Origin of the sequence: Streptomyces paludis (genome assembly GCF_003344965.1) — a bacterium.
In the GTDB taxonomy this organism is placed as follows: Bacteria; Actinomycetota; Actinomycetes; order Streptomycetales; family Streptomycetaceae; genus Streptomyces; species Streptomyces paludis.
Genome location: NZ_CP031194.1, coordinates 3,156,307 through 3,175,281 on the forward strand (window position 1 = coordinate 3,156,307; position 18,975 = coordinate 3,175,281).

The following is an 18,975-nucleotide window of genomic DNA, read 5'->3' on the forward strand; positions in this document are numbered from 1 at the left end:
ACCGTTCCCCGCAGGTCCGGCGCAGGTCCGAGGCCCTGCGGGCGGTGCCGGAAAGGTCGGTTCGATCATGGTCCGGAGGTTCCGGTACAGCTGTCCGGAAACGCGTGGATCACATACGCCCGAAGCACCAGAGGCCGAGAGCGAGAAAGACCACGCCCGAGAGTGTCGTGAGGGTGATGGCCGCTTTCGGCCGTACGCCGAGGGCCACGGGCGCCCGGTGCAGGACACGGGCGCCCGTCCACAGCAGCAGTCCGGCACCGAACAGCACGAAAACCGTTCCCGCGAAGACCGCAGGGCTGTTCTCCATACCCGCACCCCGTTCCGTCCGTCCGATCGCCGTCCGGGCGACGGAGGCGACGAAGCCCGAGGCTGACACCCCGGGGCGTCACCGGGACGTCACCGGCACGAACTCCGGGTGAACGCCGCACGCGAGTTGCCACGCGGCGGAGAGGACCGAAGAGCGCCGGGCCGGCGGGCCGGGGGCGCCGGACGCCCCCGGCCGCTACGCCGGGTCCAGATCCGGGACCGGTTCCAGGAAGCCCTCCTCCACCAGCAGCCGGATCGCCCGCGGCGTACGGTCGCGCAGCAGCACCGCGTCATCCCCCGTCAGCTGGGCGATCGCGTCCAGGATCCGCCCGGCGCTCAGGCTCCCGTCGCAGACGCCCGCGAAGCCCGCCCCGACCGTGTCGACCTTCGTCGCCCTGCGCATGCCCCGGTGCTGACGCAGCACCACATGCTCCGGGTCCTCTGCGCCGGGCAGCCCCACCTGCTCCTGCACGACCTCCGGCGCGAGCGTGAACCGCCCGGCGAGGAGCGCCGCGTCGTCGTGCGTCCGCAGATAGTCCTGCCGCTCGAAGTGGGCCCGTACGGTCGCGCCGAGGGGCTGTTCCACCGGGTGCGGCCACTCCTCCACGACGACCGAGGGGCGCTCGGCGGCCGTTTTCCTGAGCGTGATCCAGCCAAAGCCGACCGCTTTGGTCTTGCGGGCCTCGAACTCGTCCAGCCAGGCTTCGTACCGCGCGGCGTACGCCTCGGGGTCGCCGTGGTGGTCGCCGCTGTCGCGCAGCCACAACTCGGCGTACTGCGTGATGTCCTGGACCTCGCGCTGCACGATCCAGGCGTCGCAGCCGCGCGGCACCCACGCGCGCAGCCGGTCCTGCCACTCCTCGCCCTCGACGTGCTGCCAGTTGGCGAGGAAGTGCGCGAATCCGCCCTCGTTGAGATGCTCCCCCGCGTGCTGGACGAGGGTGCGGCACAGATCGTCCCCGCCCATCCCGCCGTCCCGGTAGGTGAGCCGGGCGCCGGGCGAGATGACGAACGGCGGGTTGGAGACGATGAGGTCGTACGTCCGGTCCGCGACCGGCTCGAAGAGCGAGCCCGCGCACAGCTCGGCGGGCGGCGCGTCCGAGAGGGCGAGGGTCAGCCGGGTGAAGCCGAGGGCCCGGGGGTTGAGATCGGTGGCGGTGACGCGGGTGGCGTGCTGGGCGGCATGCAGCGCCTGGATGCCGGAGCCGGCGCCGAGGTCCAGCGCGCTGGTCACAGGCGTACGGACCGTGAGCCCGGCCAGGGTCGTGGAGGCGCCGCCGACGCCGAGCACCACCCCCTCGCCGTGGCCGCTCGCGCCGGACGCGCCGCCGACGGCACACCCCAGGTCGGAGACGATGAACCAGTCCTCGCCCTCGGGGCCGCCGTACGGCCGTACGTCCACGGTCGCGCGGACCGCGTCCGAGCCCCCGCGCCCGCCAAAGCCCTCACCCCCGTCGTCCCCGTCCCCGTCCCCGTCCCGTACGACCCAGCCGCCGACCAGCGCCTCGGCCAGCGGGAGCGCCGCCTCGGCGGCGGCGTACGTCACCGGGCGCTGGAGCAGGAAGAGCCGCACAAGCGTTTCGAGCGGGGTGTCACCCCGGGTGGCGCGCAGCGCGGGCACGGTCTCGCTGCGGGCCAGCGCGGCGTAGGCGGGCGCGCCGAGCAGGTCGAGCAGCCCGTCGGCGGTGAAGTCCGCGGCGAGCAGGGCCGCGCGGAGCGTGGGCGAATGGTCGGGCACGGGAAGGCTGGTCGTACTCACCCGCCCATTGTGACGGCTCCCACTGACAACGGCCCGTGGCCCGGCTCCTCGTAAGGGGCCGGGCCACGGTTTTCATCGGCGGTTGCCGCCGTCGTCGGTCAGGATTCGCTGCCCGCGGCGGTCGGGGCGGCGGACCCGCCCGTGGCCGAGGGCTTCTGGCAGCCGGGCTGCTTCGCCATGGCCTTGCCCACATCACCGGACTGGAGCTGCCTCAGCGCCTTGTCACCGCTGTTGCTGAGCTTGTCCAGCTCGTCCGCGACGTCCTTGAGGCCGTCGGCGAACTTCGCCTGGTCCTTGATGTCGAGCGCGTCGACCTTCGTCTTGAGGCCCGCGTACGCCGTCGAGGTGGCGTTCAGCTCCTTGACCGCCTCCTGCTGCGTCGTCTCGCCCTCCTTGCCGGGCGGGGCGCCGGCGCTGTCGACAGCGGCGCCCAGCGACCTGTACGCCTCGGAGATGGACTGGAAGGCGGCGGAGTCGGTCCGCTGGACCTCTGCGGGCTTGCTGCTGTCCGAGGTCGCCTGCTGGATGGACGTATTGGCGCCCGCGATCTTCGACAGCTGTGGCTGTACCTGATCACAGACCTTCTTGGCCCAGTCGTTCACCTTGCTGTCGCTGTCGTCGCCGCCACTGCAACCTGACAGCGCCATGAGCAGTACCGCACCGCCGGACAGTGCGGCCACAAGCTTCTTGTTCACCGGAGGGGTCCCTTCCAAGGCTCTCGGCCCCGGAACATACACGCCAAGGGGGTGGCAACCGCGAGGAGAGCGCCCGTTCCGTACGCCATTGCAGCCATTTGCACCAAGGGAGAGACACCTCACGGCCGGCGCGCGTTCCGCCCGGCGCGAACAGCGGCGGGCGGAACGCGCGCGGTGCAGCCGGAACGCGCGGCCGGCGCGGACCGGGCGTCGGTCCACGCTCCCCCTAGTCCACGCTCTCCCTCGCGAGCGGGCGCCGCTTGGAGGCGTACACCGCCCCGACGATGACGAGGAGTGCGAGAACGGCCACCAGCGCCCTGACGCCCGCGCCGGCGGTGGTCCCGTAACTGAAATGGACGATCGCCGGGGCGATGAGCAGGGCCACCAGGTTCATCACCTTGAGCAGCGGGTTGATGGCGGGGCCCGCCGTGTCCTTGAAGGGGTCGCCGACGGTGTCGCCGATGACCGTGGCGGCGTGGGCGTCGCTGCCCTTGCCGCCGTGGTGACCGTCCTCGACCAGCTTCTTGGCGTTGTCCCAGGCGCCGCCGGAGTTGGCGAGGAAAACGGCCATCAGGGTCCCGGTGGCGATGGCCCCCGCCAGGAACGAGCCGAGCGCCCCGACGCCGAGGGTGAAGCCCACCAGGATGGGGGTGAGGACGGCGAGCAGCCCGGGGGTGGCCAGTTCGCGCAGCGCGTCCTTGGTACAGATGTCGACGACACGGCCGTATTCGGGCTTCTCCGTGTAGTCCATGATGCCGGGGTGCTCGCGGAACTGCCGCCGTACCTCGTAGACCACCGAACCGGCCGACCGCGACACCGCGTTGATGGCCAGTCCGGAGAAGAGGAAGACGACGGCGGAGCCGAGGATCAGCCCCACCAGGTTGTTGGGCTGGGAGATGTCCATACTGAGCGTCAGCTCGCCCGCCCTGGCGCCCGCGTCCGCGACCGCCGTGGCGATGGCGTCGCGGTACGAGCCGAAGAGCGCGGCCGCCGCGAGGACGGCCGTGGCGATGGCGATGCCCTTGGTGATGGCCTTCGTGGTGTTGCCGACCGCGTCGAGTTCGGTGAGCACCTGTGCGCCGGCGCCCGTGACATCGCCGGACATCTCCGCGATGCCCTGGGCGTTGTCGGAGACCGGGCCGAAGGTGTCCATGGCGACGATGACGCCGACGGTGGTGAGCAGCCCCGTGCCCGCCAGCGCCACCGCGAAGAGCGCGAGCGTGATCGACGCACCGCCGAGCAGGAACGCCCCGTACACCGCGAGTCCGATCAGCAGGGCGGTGTAGACGGCCGATTCGAGGCCGATGGCGATACCCGCGAGCACGACGGTGGCGGGGCCGGTCAGGGCCGAGTCGCCGATGTCCCTGACGGGGCGCCGGGTGGTCTCGGTGAAGTAGCCGGTCAGCTGCTGGATCAGCGCCGCGAGCACGATGCCGATGGCGACCGCGAGCAGGGCCAGCAACCGGGGGTCGCCGTCGTGATCGAGGATCGCCCGGTCGGTGACACCGTTCAGCTCGGCGTAGGTGGCCGGCAGATAGACGTAGGACGCGACGGCCACCAGCACGAGCGAGATCACCGCGGAGAGGAAGAACCCGCGGTTGATGGCGCTCATCCCGCTGCGGTCGGTACGGCGCGGGGTGACGGCGAAGATGCCGATCATGGCGGTGATCACCCCGATCGCGGGCACGATCAGCGGGAAGGCCAGACCGAAGTCCCCGAACGCCGCCTTGCCCAGGATGAGCGCGGCGACGAGCGTCACGGCGTACGACTCGAAGAGGTCGGCGGCCATGCCCGCGCAGTCGCCGACGTTGTCGCCCACGTTGTCCGCGATGGTGGCGGCGTTGCGCGGATCGTCCTCCGGGATGCCCTGTTCGACCTTGCCGACCAGGTCGGCGCCGACATCGGCGGCCTTGGTGAAGATACCGCCGCCGACCCTCATGAACATGGCGATGAGCGCGGCGCCGAGGCCGAACCCCTCCAGGACCTTGGGGGCGTCGGCGGCGTAGACGAGGACCACGCAGCAGACGCCCAGCAGTCCGAGGCCGACCGTGATCATGCCCACCACACCGCCCGTGCGGAAGGCGATCTTCATCGCCCGGTGGGAGACCTCCGTCGGATCCTTCGCCGGCTCGCCCTCGGCCGGAGTCGCCTCCCGCGCGGCGGCGGCGACCCGCACATTGCTCCGTACGGCGAGACGCATGCCGATGTACCCGGTGGCCGCCGAGAAGACCGCACCCACCAGGAAGAACAGCGAACGTCCCGCGCGCTGCGACCAGTTGTCCGCCGGTAACAGCATCAGCAGAAAGAAGACCACAACGGCGAATACGCCGACGGTACGCAACTGCCGTGCCAGATAGGCATTCGCGCCTTCCTGTACAGCGGCCGCGATCTCTTTCATGGAAGCGGTGCCCTCGTCGGCGGCCAGCACCTGGCGCACCAGCAGTTGAGCGACGAACAGGGCCGCCAGTGCGACGGCCGCGATGACGATCACGATCAGCCGGTTGTCGTCCGTGAGTACCGGAGTCATTCGTCCTCCTTGACGCTCAGCGTTCAGGATGGACGGATTGTAGGGAGCGGAACCTGATCAAAACAGGGCACGCCACAGACGAATTCCGGAAAAAAAGAAAGACCCTGCTCGGCAGGGTCTTTCTCAAGAATGAATCACTCATTCAATAGCGGTACGGCGTGATCGCGAAGGCGCGATCAGGACGGCGCCGCCAGGGCGACGCGGCCGGCGCGACGCGACCGGGGTGGAGCGGTCAGGGCGGGGTGGTGGCGGCCGACGCGGTGGGCCAGCTCATCCGGATGACCCCGCCGTCGTCGCCGGACGTGACCTCCACGTCGTCGACGAGCCCGCTGATGACGGCGAGGCCCATCTCGTCCTCGCCCTCGGCGTCGCTCTCGTGGGAGTCGCCCGCGGCCGTACCGTCGCCGGACCCGCCGGCGGAGCCGCCCGAGCCGGGCACCCCGTCGCCGACCTCGATGGAGAAAGTCTTCTCCTCCTCGGTCAGCACGACTCTCACCGGGTCGGTGATGCCATGGCCGCGGTGCAGCCCGACCGCCCGGCTGCACGCCTCACCGACCGCGAGTCTGACCTCGTCCAACACAGCCTCGTCGACGCCCGCGCGACGAGCCACGGCAGCGGCCACCAGACGGGCCGTTCTGACGTGCTCGGGCTGGGCGCTGAAGCGGAGTTCAACGGTGGCCATGCGATCCCCCTCGAACGTACGAGCGTGCGAATCCCACAGGCGGGGGCACCCGGGCATGCCGCCCGGTGCCCTGCCTCTTCCTCCGGAAGGCCGCGACCTCAGTCGGTGGCGCTCACGGCCTCGTCGACCGAGTTGTGGATCGGGAACACCTTGGTGAGACCGGTGATCCGGAAGATCTTGAGAATGCGCTCCTGGTTGCAGACCAGCCGCAGGGAGCCCTCATGGGCGCGCACCCGCTTCAGTCCGCCCACGAGCACGCCCAGACCGGTCGAGTCCAGGAAGTCCACGCCTTCCATGTCCACTACCAGGTGGTAGTTGCCGTCGTTCACCAACTCGACCAGCTGCTCACGCAGCTTGGGCGCGGTATACACATCAATCTCGCCACCGACCTCGACAACCGTACGGTCGCCAACGTTGCGAGTCGACAGGGACAGGTCCACGGATCCTCCAGCACCTTGCTATCGAGCGGTCGCCCCTCGGGTCTCCCCGACGGAGCCAGGGGACGTATCGCCAGCCGCGATGGCATTCAATCACTTACCAGCAGTCATGCACGACGCCTTCGGACCATTGTCCGTCACACCAGTGACAGACTCGGTGCCGATGGCAGCGAATCACCGACCCGGCGGACCCCCGGAGAGCGGGGGTGACAGCCCCTCCCCCGGCACGGTCCTCGACCGGCTCGCCGCAGGGGCGGGCCGTGCTGCGCGCATCACCCATACGGAGCACCTGCCCCCGAGGGAGGGCAGCCATGCGGTCTGGCCCGATCGCATCCGCCCAGAAGTGATCAATGCCATTCAGCGGGCCGGGATCACCCATCCGTGGACCCATCAGGCGACGGCGGCCGAACACGCGCTCGACGGCGAGTCCGTCGTCATCGCCACGGGCACCGCGTCCGGCAAGTCCCTCGCCTTCCTCGCACCCGTGCTGTCCACGCTCCTCGACGGCTCGGAAGCCGCCAACGGCCGGGGTACGACGGCGCTGTACCTGGCCCCGGCGAAGGCCCTCGCCGCCGACCAGCGCCGCGCCGTCAAGGCGCTCGCCGCCCCGCTCGGCAACCGCGTACGCCCCGCCGTGTACGACGGGGACACCCCCGTCGAGGAACGCGAATGGGTCCGCCAGTACGCCAACTACGTACTGACCAATCCGGACATGCTGCACCGGGGCATCCTCCCGTCCCACCCCCGCTGGGCCTCCTTCCTGCGCGCCCTGCGCTATGTCGTCATCGACGAATGCCACACCTACCGCGGCGTCTTCGGCTCGCACGTGGCCCACGTACTGCGCCGGCTCCGCCGCGTCTGCGCCCGCTACGGGGCGCACCCCGTCTTCCTCCTCGCCTCCGCGACCGCCGCCGAGCCCGCCGTCACCGCGAGCCGGCTCACCGGGCTCCCCGTCCACGAGGTCGCCGACGACGCCTCCCCCCGCGGCGAACTGGTGTTCGCCCTCTGGGAGCCGCCGCTCACCGATCTCCACGGCGAGAAGGGCGCCCCCGTCCGCCGTACCGCCACCGCGGAGACCGCCGACCTCCTCACCGACCTGACCCTCCAGGGCATCCGCACGGTCGCCTTCGTACGCTCCCGGCGCGGCGCCGAGCTGGTCTCGGTCATCGCCCAGGAACGCCTGGCCGAGGTCGACCGCTCCCTGGCCCGCCGTGTCGCCGCCTACCGCGGCGGCTATCTCCCCGAGGAGCGCCGCGCCCTGGAGAACGCCCTGCACTCCGGCGAACTCCTCGGCCTGGCCGCCACCACCGCCCTGGAGCTGGGCATCGACGTCTCCGGCCTGGGCGCCGTCGTCATCTCCGGCTACCCCGGCACCCGCGCCTCCCTGTGGCAGCAGGCCGGCCGGGCGGGCCGCGCCGGGCAGGGCGCGCTGGCCATCCTGGTCGCCCGGGACGATCCGCTGGACACTTTCCTGGTGCACCACCCGGAGGCGCTGTTCCAGCAGCCCGTCGAGTCGACCGTCCTCGATCCGGACAACCCGTACGTCCTCGCCCCCCATCTGTGCGCCGCGGCCGCCGAACTCCCGCTCACCGAGGACGATCTGACGCTCTTCGGACCCGCCGCGCCCGGCCTGCTCCCGCAGTTGGAGACCGCGGGCCTGCTGCGTCGCCGTACCTCCGGCTGGTACTGGACGCGGCGTCAGCGGGCCGCCGACCTCGCCGACATCCGGGGCGAGGGAGGCCGTCCGGTCCAGATCGTGGAGGCGGGCACCGGCCGGCTGCTGGGCACGGTCGACGAGGCGGCCTCCCACACCGCCGTCCACGAGGGCGCCGTCCACCTCCACCAGGGCCGCACCTATCTGGTGCGTCAGCTCGATCTCACCGATTCGGTCGCCCTCGTGGAGGAGGCCGCTCCGCCGTACTCCACCACCGCCCGTGACACCACCGCCATCTCCGTGCTCGAAACCGACACCGTGATCCCCTGGGGCGACGGCCGCCTGTGCTACGGCTCCGTCGAAGTCACCAACCAGGTCGTCTCCTTTCTGCGCCGCAGACTCATCACCGGCGAAGTGCTCGGCGAGAGCAAGCTCGATCTGCCACCACGGACCCTGCGTACCCGGGCCGTGTGGTGGACGGTCACCGAGGACCAGCTCGACGCCGCCCGCGTCAACCCCGAGCAGCTGGGCGGCGCGCTGCACGCCGCCGAGCACGCCTCCATCGGGATGCTGCCGCTCTTCGCCACCTGCGACCGCTGGGACATCGGCGGCGTCTCCGTACCCCTCCATCCCGACACGCTGCTCCCGACGGTCTTCGTGTACGACGGCCATCCGGGCGGCGCCGGATTCGCCGAGCGGGCCTTCCGGACGGCCCGGGAGTGGCTCACCGCCACCCGCGAGGCCATCGCCTCCTGCGAGTGCGAGGCGGGCTGCCCCTCCTGCGTCCAGTCCCCCAAGTGCGGCAACGGCAACGAGCCCCTCCACAAGCGCGGCGCCGTCCGCCTGCTGACCGAACTGCTCAGGCCGGCGCCCGGGACACCGCTTCCGGCGGATCCGTCCCCGGCGACGGGCCCGGTGGCGGACCCGCCCGGGCCCTGACCGTCGGCCTGTACGGTCCGAAGGCGGCCCGCGCCGTGACATCGACGATCTCCCCGCTCAGCGCGCACCGCACCACCTCGGCTCCCTGGGCCGCCGCCACCTCGGCCGCCCTGCGGCACGCCTCCGCCGGTCCGGCGAGCGCCCGGTCCGCCGCCGCGAGGGCCGCGAGATCGGCGGCCGCGCCCGCCCGGTGCCGGGCGGCGACCGCCTGTCCGAGCCCCAGCACCACCGCGAACACCGCGCACATCGTGGTCGCCGCCATGGCCACCCACACCGTCGCCGACCCCCGGTCCCCCCTCAGGTCTCCGGCCATGGCGCCACCCCCGTCCCCGGCGCCCCGTCGAGGTCCTCCGCGGCCGCGACGGCCTCGGCCGTCAGCGTCAGGGCCAGCGCGCCCGGCCCCGGCGTCGGCGCCTCGACCCGTACCCGCCACAGATCCCCCGTCCGCCCCAGGGTGACCCTGGCCCCGGCGGGCGCCGCGGCGCGGGCCATGTCCAGCGCCACCACCCGCGGCTCCGACCGGGCGACCGCACGCGCCCCCGCGCGCGCCGCGTCCACGCACCGGATCTGCGCGGCGGCGGCCGTCAGCGACCAGACCAGCGCCATGGTCAGCGCCACCAGCGCCGGCACCGCCACGGCCGCCTCCGCCGTCACGGCCCCCCGGTCACCCGTACGGCCCGAGCGCCCCGGTCCGGCCCGGCGCGGCCTCCCCGGCTCAGAACTGCGCATCGAGGGCCTTCCCCACGAGCGACTGCAACGCCCCCGAGACGGCGCCGCTGGTCACCACCTTGTAGAGCACCGCCGCGAAGGCGCACGCGGCGATCGTGCCGACCGCGTACTCCGACGTGGTCATCCCCGCGTCGGCACCGGCCCCGCGCCGCAACGCCTGGAGCGTTCGCCGTGTCCTCGTCCACATCCGTCGCATCAGCACTTCGGTCTCCTGTTCAGGTCTTGTTGTCGCGATCAGGTCAGGTCAGGCCGAGCCGGCCCGGTCCCGAAATCGATCAGTCGCCGGTCAGCAGCCCGCTCGCCAGGCCGATGACCACCGGCGCCACCCCCACCGCCAGGAAGGCGGGCAGAAAGCAGAGCCCCACCGGCGCGGTGATCAGCACTTGGGCGCGCTGGGCCCTGGCCACCGCGGACCGGGCGCGATTCGCCCGGAACCCCTCGGCCAGCCGGGCCACCGGCTCCGCCGCCGGGGCCCCCGTGGCCCCGGCCCGCTCCAGGCAGCCGGCCAGCGCCGCCGCGCCCGGTATCGCCCCGAGCCGCCCCCACGCCTCGGCCGGTTCACCGCCGAGGCGCAGTTCCGCCGCCGTACGCGCCAGCCGGTCGCCGACCGGGCCGCCCAGCGACTCGCCCACGGCCTCCGCCGCTTCGCGCGGCCCGGCGCCCGCGCCGAGGCAGGCGGCCAGCAGATCGGCGGCGAGCGGCAGTTGCCGCGCCGTCTCGGCGGCCCGGGCCCGGTCGGTTCCCTGCGGGCCGCCGTGCCGCGCCAGCCGCCGGACCGCGTACGCGCCGACGAGTCCCACCGCCCAGCCGGCCACCCCGCCGATCAGCACCGCGCCGGTGAGCACCGCGCCGAGCGGCGGCCCCCACCGCACCGCCCACGTCCGCGCTCTCCCCCGCAGCCCCGGACCCGGCTGCCCGCGGGGGACGTTGAGCAAGGCCGCGAGCCGCCCGCGCGTCCCGCGCTCGCGCCGCCGGGCCGCCATCGCGAGGGCCAGACAGCACACGGCGGCGAGCAGCGGGGCCGCCGTCCACAGCCCAGCGCCGAATGTCCCGGTCATGGCGCCTCCCCGGCCCGTACGACACGAGCGGCCCACCACAGGCCCGCGCCCTCCAGCAGCCCGCCCACCGCCAGACAGCCCAGGCCGGCGGGGGTGTGCAGCAGCACCCGCAGCGGGTCGGCGCCCAGCGCCGCGCCCATCAGCAGCCCCACCACGGGCAGCAGGGCGAGCACCACCACCGTCGACCAGGCGCCCGCCAACTGCGCCCGTAACCCCTCCCGCTGGTCCTTCTCCGCCCGCAGCGCGGCCTCCAGCCGGTCCAGCCCGGCGGCGAGCCCCGCACCGCTGTCCACCGCCACCCGCCAGCACGCCGCGAACCCCACGAGCCCGTCCGCCCCCGGCTCCCGGGCCGCCCGGCGCAGCGCACCCGGCACGTCCCCGCCGAACCGCGCAGCTGCCCGCACAGCGGCCTCCGAGCCGCCCAGACCACCCGTGGCCCCGGCGGCGGCCAGCAGGGCCTGTACGGGCTGGGAACCGGCCCTCAGCTCAGCCGCCGTCACCCCGCAGAGCGCGAGGACCGCGTCGGCCCGCCGCTCCCGGGCCCGCCGCAGCTCCCGGGCCCTGAGCCGACGCCCCACGAGCGGCACCGCCGCGGCGCCCCCGATCAGCGGCAGCACCGACTCGCCCCACACGGCGAGCAGCACCGCCGGCGGCAGACACCACCACTGCCTGCCCAGCCCCCGCACCCAGCCGCGCGCCCCCGGCAGCCACCGCTCCCACGGAGGCGCGCCCGGCACCCCCGCACCCGGCGTCCCGGAACCCCGCTTCCCCGCGCCCGGCCTCTCGCCTTCGGCGAGCAACAGCCGGGCCCTGCGCAGCGCCCGCTCATGACCGGCCATCAGCCAGGCCGCCGCTCCGGCGCACACCGCCGCCGTACAGCCGACGACGGTCGCCGCCGCCGTCACAGCGCGCCCCCGATCAGCTCCAGCAGCCGCGGCCGGCCCCGCTCCCGGACGAACCCCTCCGCGCCCCAGCGCAGCGCGGGCACCGGCACCACCAGCCCCGCCGCGTCCCGTTCCAGCACATGCACCTCGGCGACCCTCCGCCGCCCGTCCCGGTCCCGTACGAGATGGATCACGACCGACAGAGCCGCCGCCAACTGACTGTGCAGCGCGGCCCGGTCGAGCCCCGCGGCCGTCCCCAGGGCCTCCAGCCGGGCCGGCACGTCCGCCGCCGTATTGGCGTGCACGGTGCCGCACCCGCCCTCGTGCCCCGTGTTGAGCGCGGCGAGCAGTTCGGTGACCTCGGAGCCGCGGACCTCGCCGACGACCAGCCGGTCGGGCCGCATCCGCAGCGCTTGTCTGACCAGGTCCCGCAGCGTCACCAGGCCCGCGCCCTCCTGGTTCGCGGGCCGGCCCTCCAGCCGCACCACATGGGGATGGTCGGGCCTCAACTCCGCCGAATCCTCGGCCAGTACGATCCGCTCCCGCCCGCCGACCAGCCCGAGCAGAGTCGACAGGAGCGTGGTCTTGCCCGTGCCCGTACCCCCGCTGACCAGGAAGGAAAGCCGTGCCTCGATCAGCGCCCGCAGAATCCGCTCCCCACCGGGCGGCACCGTGCCCGCGGCGACCAGCTCGGCCAGGGTGAACGCCCTGGGCCGCACCACGCGCAGCGACAGACAGGTGGATCCGACCGCGACGGGCGGCAGAACCGCGTGCATCCGCGTCCCGTCGGGCAGCCGCGCGTCCACCCAGGGCCGGGCGTCGTCGAGCCGGCGCCCGGCCGCGGCGGCGAGCCGCTGCGCCAGCCTCCGTACGGAGGCCGCGTCCGCGAACGTCACCCCCGTCAGCATCAGGCCGCCGCCTCGGTCCACCCACACCCGGTCGGGCGCGGAGACCAGCACATCCGTCACCGAGGGATCGGCGAGCAGCGGCTCCAGCGGGCCGGTCCCCACCAGCTCGCAGCGCAACTCCTCGGCCGCGCCCAGCACTTCCGTATCGCCCAGCAGCCGTCCCTGCGCCCGCAGCGCCGCGGCCACCCGGGCGGGCGTGGGATCCGCCCCGCTCTCCGCGAGCCGCTGCCGTACGGCGTCCAGCAGGCCCCCTGCCGCCGTCCCCGCGCTCATGACGGCACGCTCTCTTCCCCCGCGAGCGCCCGCTCCCAGAAGGCCGCGCAGAACGCCGCCAGCGGCCCCCGGGTGCGGGAGCCCGGCGGCGCTCCGGTGTCCTGCGCCTGCGACAGGCCCTGTTCCACCGGGAGTTCCCCCGCGAGCGGCAGGCGCAGCGCGTCGGCGATCCACTGCTCGTCCAGTCCCGCCGCGTACGGGCCCCGGACCACGACGCGCAGGTCCGGAAGGACCATGCCCACCATCGAGGCCACCCGGCCCGCCGCCGCGACGGCGCGCAGTTCGGCGGGGACCACCAGCAGCCCGAGATCCAGCTGGGCGAGGGCCTCGGCCACCGCCTCGTCCACCCGGCGCGGCAGGTCCACCACGACGATGCCGCCGCGCCTGCGGGCGGCGGCGAGCACCGACCGCATGGCCTCCGGCCGGACGACCACGGAGTCCCCGCGATCCCAGCTGAGCACCCGCAGTCCGTGGAGACGGGGCAGCGACTCCTCCAGCGCGCCGCCCGCGACCCGGCCCTTGGAAGCCGCGAAGTCGGGCCATCGTCTGCCTTCGGTCCGCTCTCCGCCGAGCAGCACATCGAGCCCGCCGCCGAGCGGATCCCCGTCGATCAGCATCGTGCGCCGGCCGGCCCGCGCGGCGGTGACGGCCAGGGCGCAGGCCAGGGTCGAGGCGCCCGCGCCGCCGCGTCCGCCGATCACCCCGATGGTGAGTGCCTGCCGCCCGACGTCCTCGGCCGCGTCCGCGATCCGGTCGACCAGCCAGCTCTCCGCGTCGGGCAGCCGCAGTACGCGGTCGGCGCCGATCTCGACGGCCCACCGCCAGACGTCCGCGTCGTCCTGGTCCCGCCCGACGAGCATGACGCCCCGCCGCCGGGCCGCGCCGCGGCACCTGGCCGCCGCGTCGTCCCCGACGAGGACCAGCGGCGCGTCCTCCCAGTGCCCCTTCCGCTCGGGCACCGAGTGGTGCACCTCGGGCTCGACCCCGGCGGCGGCACACAGCCGCAGCAGATCGTCGAGCAGTGCCACGTCCTCGGTGACGATCAGCGGTCGTGCCCCGCGGTCCCGGGCCCCCGGTGACCGGTCGGATGTCATGGATCCAGCCACGATCCCCGCCCCCTATCTCTGCCTTGATCCGGTATCCGCGAGTCGTTCTCCGAGCGATCTCGCGACGATCCGGTATCCGTGATTCCGGCTTCCGCGAACTTCGCGGCCGGAATCACCGTGCAGCGGAACAGGAAATCGTGTGGATCTTGCTTGAAAACTGTGGACAACTCACGAGTTGTGAATATCCCGGTAGCTCATACCGGTGACTTCCGGAGAGCTGCGCATCGACTACACACGGTGACGGGCATGCTTGCCGCGACAGCGCTTTCACGCGAACACGGAAAGAGGGAGGGCCGCACGATGCGAGAGCAGAAAAGCCGAAAAGGGGCCCGGACATGCGACGACCCCCGCCGGGGGGGAGAGCGGGGGTCGTCCCCACGGCCGACTCGGGGGGGGAGGAGCCGGACCGGGTTAGCACGGTCGCGAACGATCCGTGACTTCCATGGTGTACCCGAGAGCCTTCTCAGGCAAACCCACGCGCCATACCTTACGCCGAATGGTGGGCGCATATGCTCGACCCGTGGAAAACCACTCCTTGCCGCGCACAGCAGCCTTCTTCGACCTGGACAAGACGGTCATTGCGAAGTCATCGACGCTGACCTTCAGTAAGTCCTTCTACCAAGGCGGTCTGATCAACCGCCGCGCCGTGTTGCGCACCGCATATGCACAGTTCGTCTTCCTCGCCGGAGGCGCCGATCACGACCAGATGGAGCGTATGCGGGAGTACCTCTCCGCGCTCTGCAAAGGCTGGAACGTCCAGCAGGTCCGGGAGATCGTCGCGGAGACCCTGCACGACCTGATCGACCCGATCATCTACGACGAGGCCGCGTCCCTCATCGAGGAGCACCACACGGCGGGACGCGACGTGGTGATCGTCTCCACCTCGGGCGCGGAGGTCGTCGAGCCGATCGGCGAGCTGCTCGGCGCGGACCGGGTCGTCGCCACCCGGATGGTCGTCGGCGCCGACGGCTGCTTCACCGGGGAGGTGGAGTACTACGCGTACGGGCCGACCAAGGCCGAGGCGGTCAGGGCGCTCGCCGCGTCCGAGGGGTACGACCTGTCGCGCTGCTTCGCGTACAGCGACTCCATCACCGATGTCCCCATGCTCGAATCGGTCGGCAACCCCTTCGCGGTCAACCCGGACCGCGCCCTGCGCCGCGAGGCGACGGCCCGCGCCTGGCCAATCCTCGTGTTCAGCCGGCCCGTCCGCCTCAAGCAGCGGCTGCCCGCCTTCTCGATGCCACCCCGCCCCGCCCTGGTCGCGGCAGCGGCGGTGGGCGCCGCCGCCGCGACGGCGGGGCTGGTCTGGTACGCGAGCCGGCGTCGGCAGTCCGCTCTCGGCTGACCGATTCACCACCCTCCCCACCTGCACTTTTTGCCCTTGTTTGAAGGCAAAAGTAAAGAAGTGGGGGCCAGGGGTTCCGCATCCTCGCCCACAGGAGTACAAAGGATTCAACGGCCCGCGAGACCAAGGACATCCGAGAGGATCACCTGTTACGCACCAGGCCCCACGGACCGAAACATGAAAACCGGGCACCCACGCGACGTCGACCCGTCGATTACGGGCCAGCCGCACCAGGCGACGGGCGAAGTACCCGACCTGATGGGCGAATTCACGAGGACGCTTGGTAACCCGGTGGACATGCAGCGGCGGCGCCAGTACGGCGTCGCCGCAACGCTGTCCGCTCCGGCGCCCCTTACCCCGTCGCTTTCGGCGTCCGCTCCGGCTCAGGCCGCGCCGCGCTGAAGCGCCTCGCACACGGCCGTCGACTCCCGTACCCCCAGCTCGATCGCCCGCCCGCAGTGCGTGATCCATGCCGTCATACCGTCCGGGGTCCCGGACAGATAACCGTCAAAGGCCGCCGCGTACGCCGCGCGGCCCAGCTCCGCGTGGCCCACCTCGGCCGGACAGATGGACTTGGGGTCAAGGCCACTGGCGATCAGCACGATCCGCTCGGCCGCCCGCGCGACCAGACCGTTGTACGAGCCGAACGGACGCAGCGCCAGCAGCTCTCCGTGCACCACCGCGGCCGTCACCAGCGCGGGCGCGGCGCTCGTGGCGATCACCAGCCGCGCCAGCCCGTCCAGCCGCCCCGCGACCTCGTCGGCCCCGGGCAGCGGCGCCCCGGCCCCCGCCGACCCCGCGTCCCGCGCGCCCGGCATCTCCACGGCCGGCTCGCCGGGCAGCCGGGGCCGTCCGACCGTCCCGTCGGACACCCCCGCACCGCTCGCCGCCACCAGATGGAGCCGGGCCAGCACCCGTACCGGCGACTGCGCCCAGATGGACAGCAGTTGGCCCGCCTCGGCGTTCAGCCGAAGCGCCGCGCCGACCGTAAGCGCCTCGGCGCCGGAGCCGAAGTCGGTGCGCCGCCGTACCTCTTCGAGCGCCCAGTCCGCGCCGGACAGCGCGGCCGAACCACGCGCCGCCCGCAGCGCGGCTTCCGAGGTGATCTCGTTGCTCCGCCGCCGCATGACCCGGTGCCCGTAGACCCGGTCGACGGCATTGCGTACGGAGTCCACCGCGTCCGGCACCCCCGGAAGAGCGGCCAGCACGACCAGGGGGTCCGCCGATCGCGGCGCGGAAGAGGCGTCAGAGGCTGTCGTACTCATAGGTAAGGAGGCTACGCGCCCTGAGCACATGCCCCACCTTGGAGTGGTCTTCCTCACGGAAGTTCATCACCATCCGCAAGAGTGCTACTACGCTACGTGAACATGAAGATCGCTTTCGTGGGCAAGGGCGGCAGTGGCAAAACCACGCTGTCCTCGCTCTTCATCCGTCATCTGACCGCCAACGAGGCCACCGTCGTCGCGGTGGACGCCGATATCAACCAGCACCTCGGGGCCGCGCTCGGCCTCGACGAGGCGCAGGCCGCCGCGCTGCCCGCGATGGGCGCGCACCTCGGTCTGATCAAGGACTATCTGCGGGGCAGCAATCCGCGGATCGCCTCGACCGAGGCCATGATCAAAACCACTCCGCCCGGCGAGGGATCGCGGCTGCTCAGGGTCGGCGAGGACAATCCGGTGTACGCGGCCTGCGCCCGGAGCGTACGGCTGGACGACGGCGAGATCCGGCTGATGGCCACGGGCCCCTTCACCGAGTCGGACCTCGGGGTCGCCTGCTACCACTCCAAGGTCGGCGCGGTCGAACTCTGCCTGAACCATCTGGTGGACGGGCCCGACGAGTATGTGGTGGTCGATATGACGGCCGGTTCCGACTCGTTCGCCTCGGGGATGTTCACCCGGTTCGACATGACGTTCCTGGTCGCCGAGCCGACCCGCAAGGGGGTGTCCGTCTACCGTCAGTACAAGGAGTACGCGCGGGATTACGGCGTCGCGCTCAAGGTCGTCGGAAACAAGGTGCAGGGCCGGGACGACCTGGACTTCCTCCGTGACGAGGTGGGCGACGACCTGCTGGTGACCGTGGGCCACTCCGACTGGGTCCGCGCCATGGAGAAGGGCCGCCCCAACCGCTTCGAGCTGCTGGAGGCGGACAACCGCTGCGCGCTCCAGACCCTCCAGGACGCCGCCGAGGACTCGTACGAGCACCGCGACTGGGAGCGGTACACGCGTCAGATGGTCCACTTCCACCTCAGGAACGCCGAGAGCTGGGGCAACGCGAAGACGGGTATCGATCTGGCCGCCCAGGTCGATCCCGCCTTCGTGCTCAGCGAGGCACTCGCCGTACCTCAGCCCTCCTGACAGGGCCCGGAGCCCGGACGGCGCCCCGGCGCCTTCCGGGTGGTCAGCGCTTTTCGCACAGTCAGTGCTTTTCGGTACGGTCCGCCGGGGCCGTGTCCGTGGCGGTGAAGGCCGGCCAGCCGGCCCGGGGCGCCTCGCCGACCTTCAGACCGCGCAGCTTCTCCAGCGTCGCCGGGTCCTGCGCGTCGAGCCAGTCGGCGAGTTGACGGAAGGTCACGCACTGGACGTCCCGCTGCACACAGACCGTCTTGATCGTGTCCTCGACGGCGCGCATGTACGTACCGCCGTTCCATGACTCGAAGTGGTTGCCGATGATCAGCGGCGCGCGGTTCCCCTCGTAGGCGCGGTCGAACGCCTGGAGCAGGCCGTCCCGCATCTGATTGCCCCAGTACTCGTGCTCGTCCGGGTCGCCGCTGGTCGTTCCGGACTGGTTGTACATGAAGTTGTAGTCCATCGAGAGCGTCTCGAACTCCCGGCCCGGCACGGGGACGAGCTGGAGCGGCAGGTCCCACAGGCCGTCGGTCTTCTTCGGCCAGATCTGGTTGCCGATACCGCTGGAGTCGTAGCGGAAGCCCATCGTCCGGGCCGCCGCCATCATGTTCTTCTGCCCTTCCAGACAGGGCGTACGGCCGCCGACGACCTCCTTGGCGTAGTCGAAGGGCAGCGGCGCCTCGTCGGGCAGGTCGGCGTTGGTCTTCCAGTTCTCCACAAAGGACTTGGCCTGGTTGATCTCGCTCTTCCACTCCTCGACGGACCAGGTGCCGACACCGCCCTCCTTGCCGCAGAAGTGCCCGTTGAAGTGGGTCCCGATCTCGCTGCCCTCGTGCCAGGCCGCGCGCAGCTCGCGCAGGGTGTCCTTGATCCCCTGGGTATCGCCGAAGCCGATGTCCGAGGTGCCGATGTCGTGCTTCGGCGGGTCGTACAGCCTGGCCTTCTCCTCGGGGAGCAGATAGACGGCGCTCAGGAAGTACGTCATCTTCGCGTCGTACTTCTTGGCCACCTGCCGGAAGTGGGAGAAGAGCTTCTGGCTGTCCTCACCGGCGCCGTCCCAGGAGAACACCACGAACTGCGGCGGCTTCTCCCCCGGCTTCAGGCGCTGCGGCGGGGTGATGTTGGGCTGGGCCCCGGTGAACGCGGTCGAGCCGTCGCCGATGAGCCGCACCGCGTTCTCCGGGCCCGGGGCCTTCTTGGCGCCAGGGGCACCCTTCGTGCCCCCCTCGTCGGCTTCGGACCCACCGGATCCGGAGCATCCGGCGAGACCGACGGCGAGCGCCATGACGGCGGCACCGAAGGCGACTCTCTTTGTGGCGGCCAGCATC

Annotated in this window: 19 protein-coding genes; 4 read left to right on the plus strand and 15 right to left on the minus strand. The window is 72.3% G+C overall.

Going from position 1 to position 18,975, the window contains the following annotated elements; all coding sequences use genetic code 11:
- Positions 1-109: 109 nt before the first annotated feature.
- The 6 genes from DVK44_RS13870 to bldG all read right to left on the minus strand — a co-directional run bounded on the left by DVK44_RS13870 (position 110) and on the right by bldG (position 6,409).
- Entirely contained in the window at positions 110-307 is a 198-nt protein-coding gene (locus DVK44_RS13870) for a hypothetical protein (protein WP_114665113.1), read from the minus strand.
- 195 nt (positions 308-502) lie between these two features.
- Positions 503-2,065, minus strand: a complete 1,563-nt coding sequence (locus DVK44_RS13875; protein ID WP_114659961.1) for a DUF7059 domain-containing protein — start codon at positions 2,063-2,065, stop codon at positions 503-505.
- Positions 2,066-2,163: 98 nt separating this feature from the next.
- Positions 2,164-2,760: a small secreted protein gene (locus DVK44_RS13880; protein ID WP_114659962.1), complete on the minus strand. Its 597-nt coding sequence runs from the start codon at positions 2,758-2,760 to the stop codon at positions 2,164-2,166.
- 226 nt (positions 2,761-2,986) lie between these two features.
- A complete protein-coding gene (locus DVK44_RS13885) occupies positions 2,987-5,287 on the minus strand; it encodes a sodium-translocating pyrophosphatase (RefSeq protein WP_114659963.1) in 2,301 nt (766 codons plus the stop codon).
- A gap of 232 nt (positions 5,288-5,519) precedes the next feature.
- Positions 5,520-5,969 (minus strand): ATP-binding protein, encoded by a 450-nt coding sequence (locus tag DVK44_RS13890; protein ID WP_114659964.1) that lies wholly within the window; start codon positions 5,967-5,969, stop codon positions 5,520-5,522.
- A 98-nt stretch (positions 5,970-6,067) separates the two neighbouring features.
- Positions 6,068-6,409, minus strand: a complete 342-nt coding sequence (bldG, locus tag DVK44_RS13895) for an anti-sigma factor antagonist BldG (RefSeq protein WP_114659965.1) — start codon at positions 6,407-6,409, stop codon at positions 6,068-6,070.
- A 79-nt stretch (positions 6,410-6,488) separates the two neighbouring features.
- Here bldG and DVK44_RS13900 point away from each other — a divergent pair, with 79 nt between their 5' ends.
- On the plus strand, positions 6,489-8,999 hold the full coding sequence (locus tag DVK44_RS13900) for a DEAD/DEAH box helicase (RefSeq protein WP_114659966.1): 2,511 nt from the start codon (positions 6,489-6,491) through the stop codon (positions 8,997-8,999).
- On the opposite strand, the gene DVK44_RS13905 is transcribed toward DVK44_RS13900, so the two are convergent.
- From DVK44_RS13905 to ssd, 7 genes are all read right to left on the minus strand, one after another.
- Entirely contained in the window at positions 8,920-9,312 is a 393-nt protein-coding gene (locus tag DVK44_RS13905) for an Rv3654c family TadE-like protein (protein ID WP_114659967.1), read from the minus strand. The two genes, DVK44_RS13900 and DVK44_RS13905, sit on opposite strands and share 80 nt — an antisense overlap.
- A complete protein-coding gene (locus tag DVK44_RS13910; protein WP_114659968.1) occupies positions 9,297-9,728 on the minus strand; it encodes a TadE family type IV pilus minor pilin in 432 nt (143 codons plus the stop codon). Before DVK44_RS13910 ends, DVK44_RS13905 begins: the two co-directional genes overlap by 16 nt.
- Complete coding sequence (locus DVK44_RS13915) at positions 9,715-9,924, minus strand: DUF4244 domain-containing protein (protein ID WP_114665114.1); 210 nt, start codon at positions 9,922-9,924, stop codon at positions 9,715-9,717. Before DVK44_RS13915 ends, DVK44_RS13910 begins: the two co-directional genes overlap by 14 nt.
- A gap of 79 nt (positions 9,925-10,003) precedes the next feature.
- Positions 10,004-10,786: a type II secretion system F family protein gene (locus DVK44_RS13920; RefSeq protein ID WP_181957455.1), complete on the minus strand. Its 783-nt coding sequence runs from the start codon at positions 10,784-10,786 to the stop codon at positions 10,004-10,006.
- Positions 10,783-11,625, minus strand: coding sequence for a type II secretion system F family protein (locus tag DVK44_RS13925; RefSeq protein ID WP_114665115.1), 843 nt, complete (start codon positions 11,623-11,625; stop codon positions 10,783-10,785). The genes DVK44_RS13920 and DVK44_RS13925 overlap by 4 nt, the downstream gene beginning before the upstream one ends.
- Positions 11,626-11,687: 62 nt before the next feature.
- A complete protein-coding gene (locus DVK44_RS13930) occupies positions 11,688-12,851 on the minus strand; it encodes a TadA family conjugal transfer-associated ATPase (protein WP_114659969.1) in 1,164 nt (387 codons plus the stop codon).
- A complete protein-coding gene (gene ssd, locus DVK44_RS13935; RefSeq protein WP_114659970.1) occupies positions 12,848-13,945 on the minus strand; it encodes a septum site-determining protein Ssd in 1,098 nt (365 codons plus the stop codon). The genes DVK44_RS13930 and ssd overlap by 4 nt, the downstream gene beginning before the upstream one ends.
- A gap of 508 nt (positions 13,946-14,453) precedes the next feature.
- Here ssd and DVK44_RS13940 point away from each other — a divergent pair.
- Positions 14,454-15,302, plus strand: coding sequence for an HAD family hydrolase (locus tag DVK44_RS13940; protein ID WP_114659971.1), 849 nt, complete (start codon positions 14,454-14,456; stop codon positions 15,300-15,302).
- Between the two features lie 177 nt (positions 15,303-15,479).
- The gene (locus tag DVK44_RS13945) at positions 15,480-15,704 is read left to right on the plus strand and encodes a hypothetical protein (RefSeq protein WP_114659972.1); all 225 of its coding nucleotides are present in this window, start codon (positions 15,480-15,482) and stop codon (positions 15,702-15,704) included.
- On the opposite strand, the gene DVK44_RS13950 is transcribed toward DVK44_RS13945, so the two are convergent.
- Positions 15,686-16,567 carry a Fic family protein gene (locus tag DVK44_RS13950; protein ID WP_114659973.1) on the minus strand — a complete coding sequence of 294 codons (882 nt, stop codon included), beginning with the start codon at positions 16,565-16,567 and terminating at the stop codon, positions 15,686-15,688. The two genes, DVK44_RS13945 and DVK44_RS13950, sit on opposite strands and share 19 nt — an antisense overlap.
- Before the next feature lie 102 nt (positions 16,568-16,669).
- Here DVK44_RS13950 and DVK44_RS13955 point away from each other — a divergent pair, with 102 nt between their 5' ends.
- Positions 16,670-17,656: an ATP-binding protein gene (locus DVK44_RS13955; protein ID WP_114659974.1), complete on the plus strand. Its 987-nt coding sequence runs from the start codon at positions 16,670-16,672 to the stop codon at positions 17,654-17,656.
- Positions 17,657-17,717: 61 nt separating this feature from the next.
- On the opposite strand, the gene DVK44_RS13960 is transcribed toward DVK44_RS13955, so the two are convergent.
- Positions 17,718-18,974 (minus strand): polysaccharide deacetylase family protein, encoded by a 1,257-nt coding sequence (locus DVK44_RS13960; protein ID WP_114659975.1) that lies wholly within the window; start codon positions 18,972-18,974, stop codon positions 17,718-17,720.
- Between the last annotated feature and the right edge of the window lies 1 nt (position 18,975).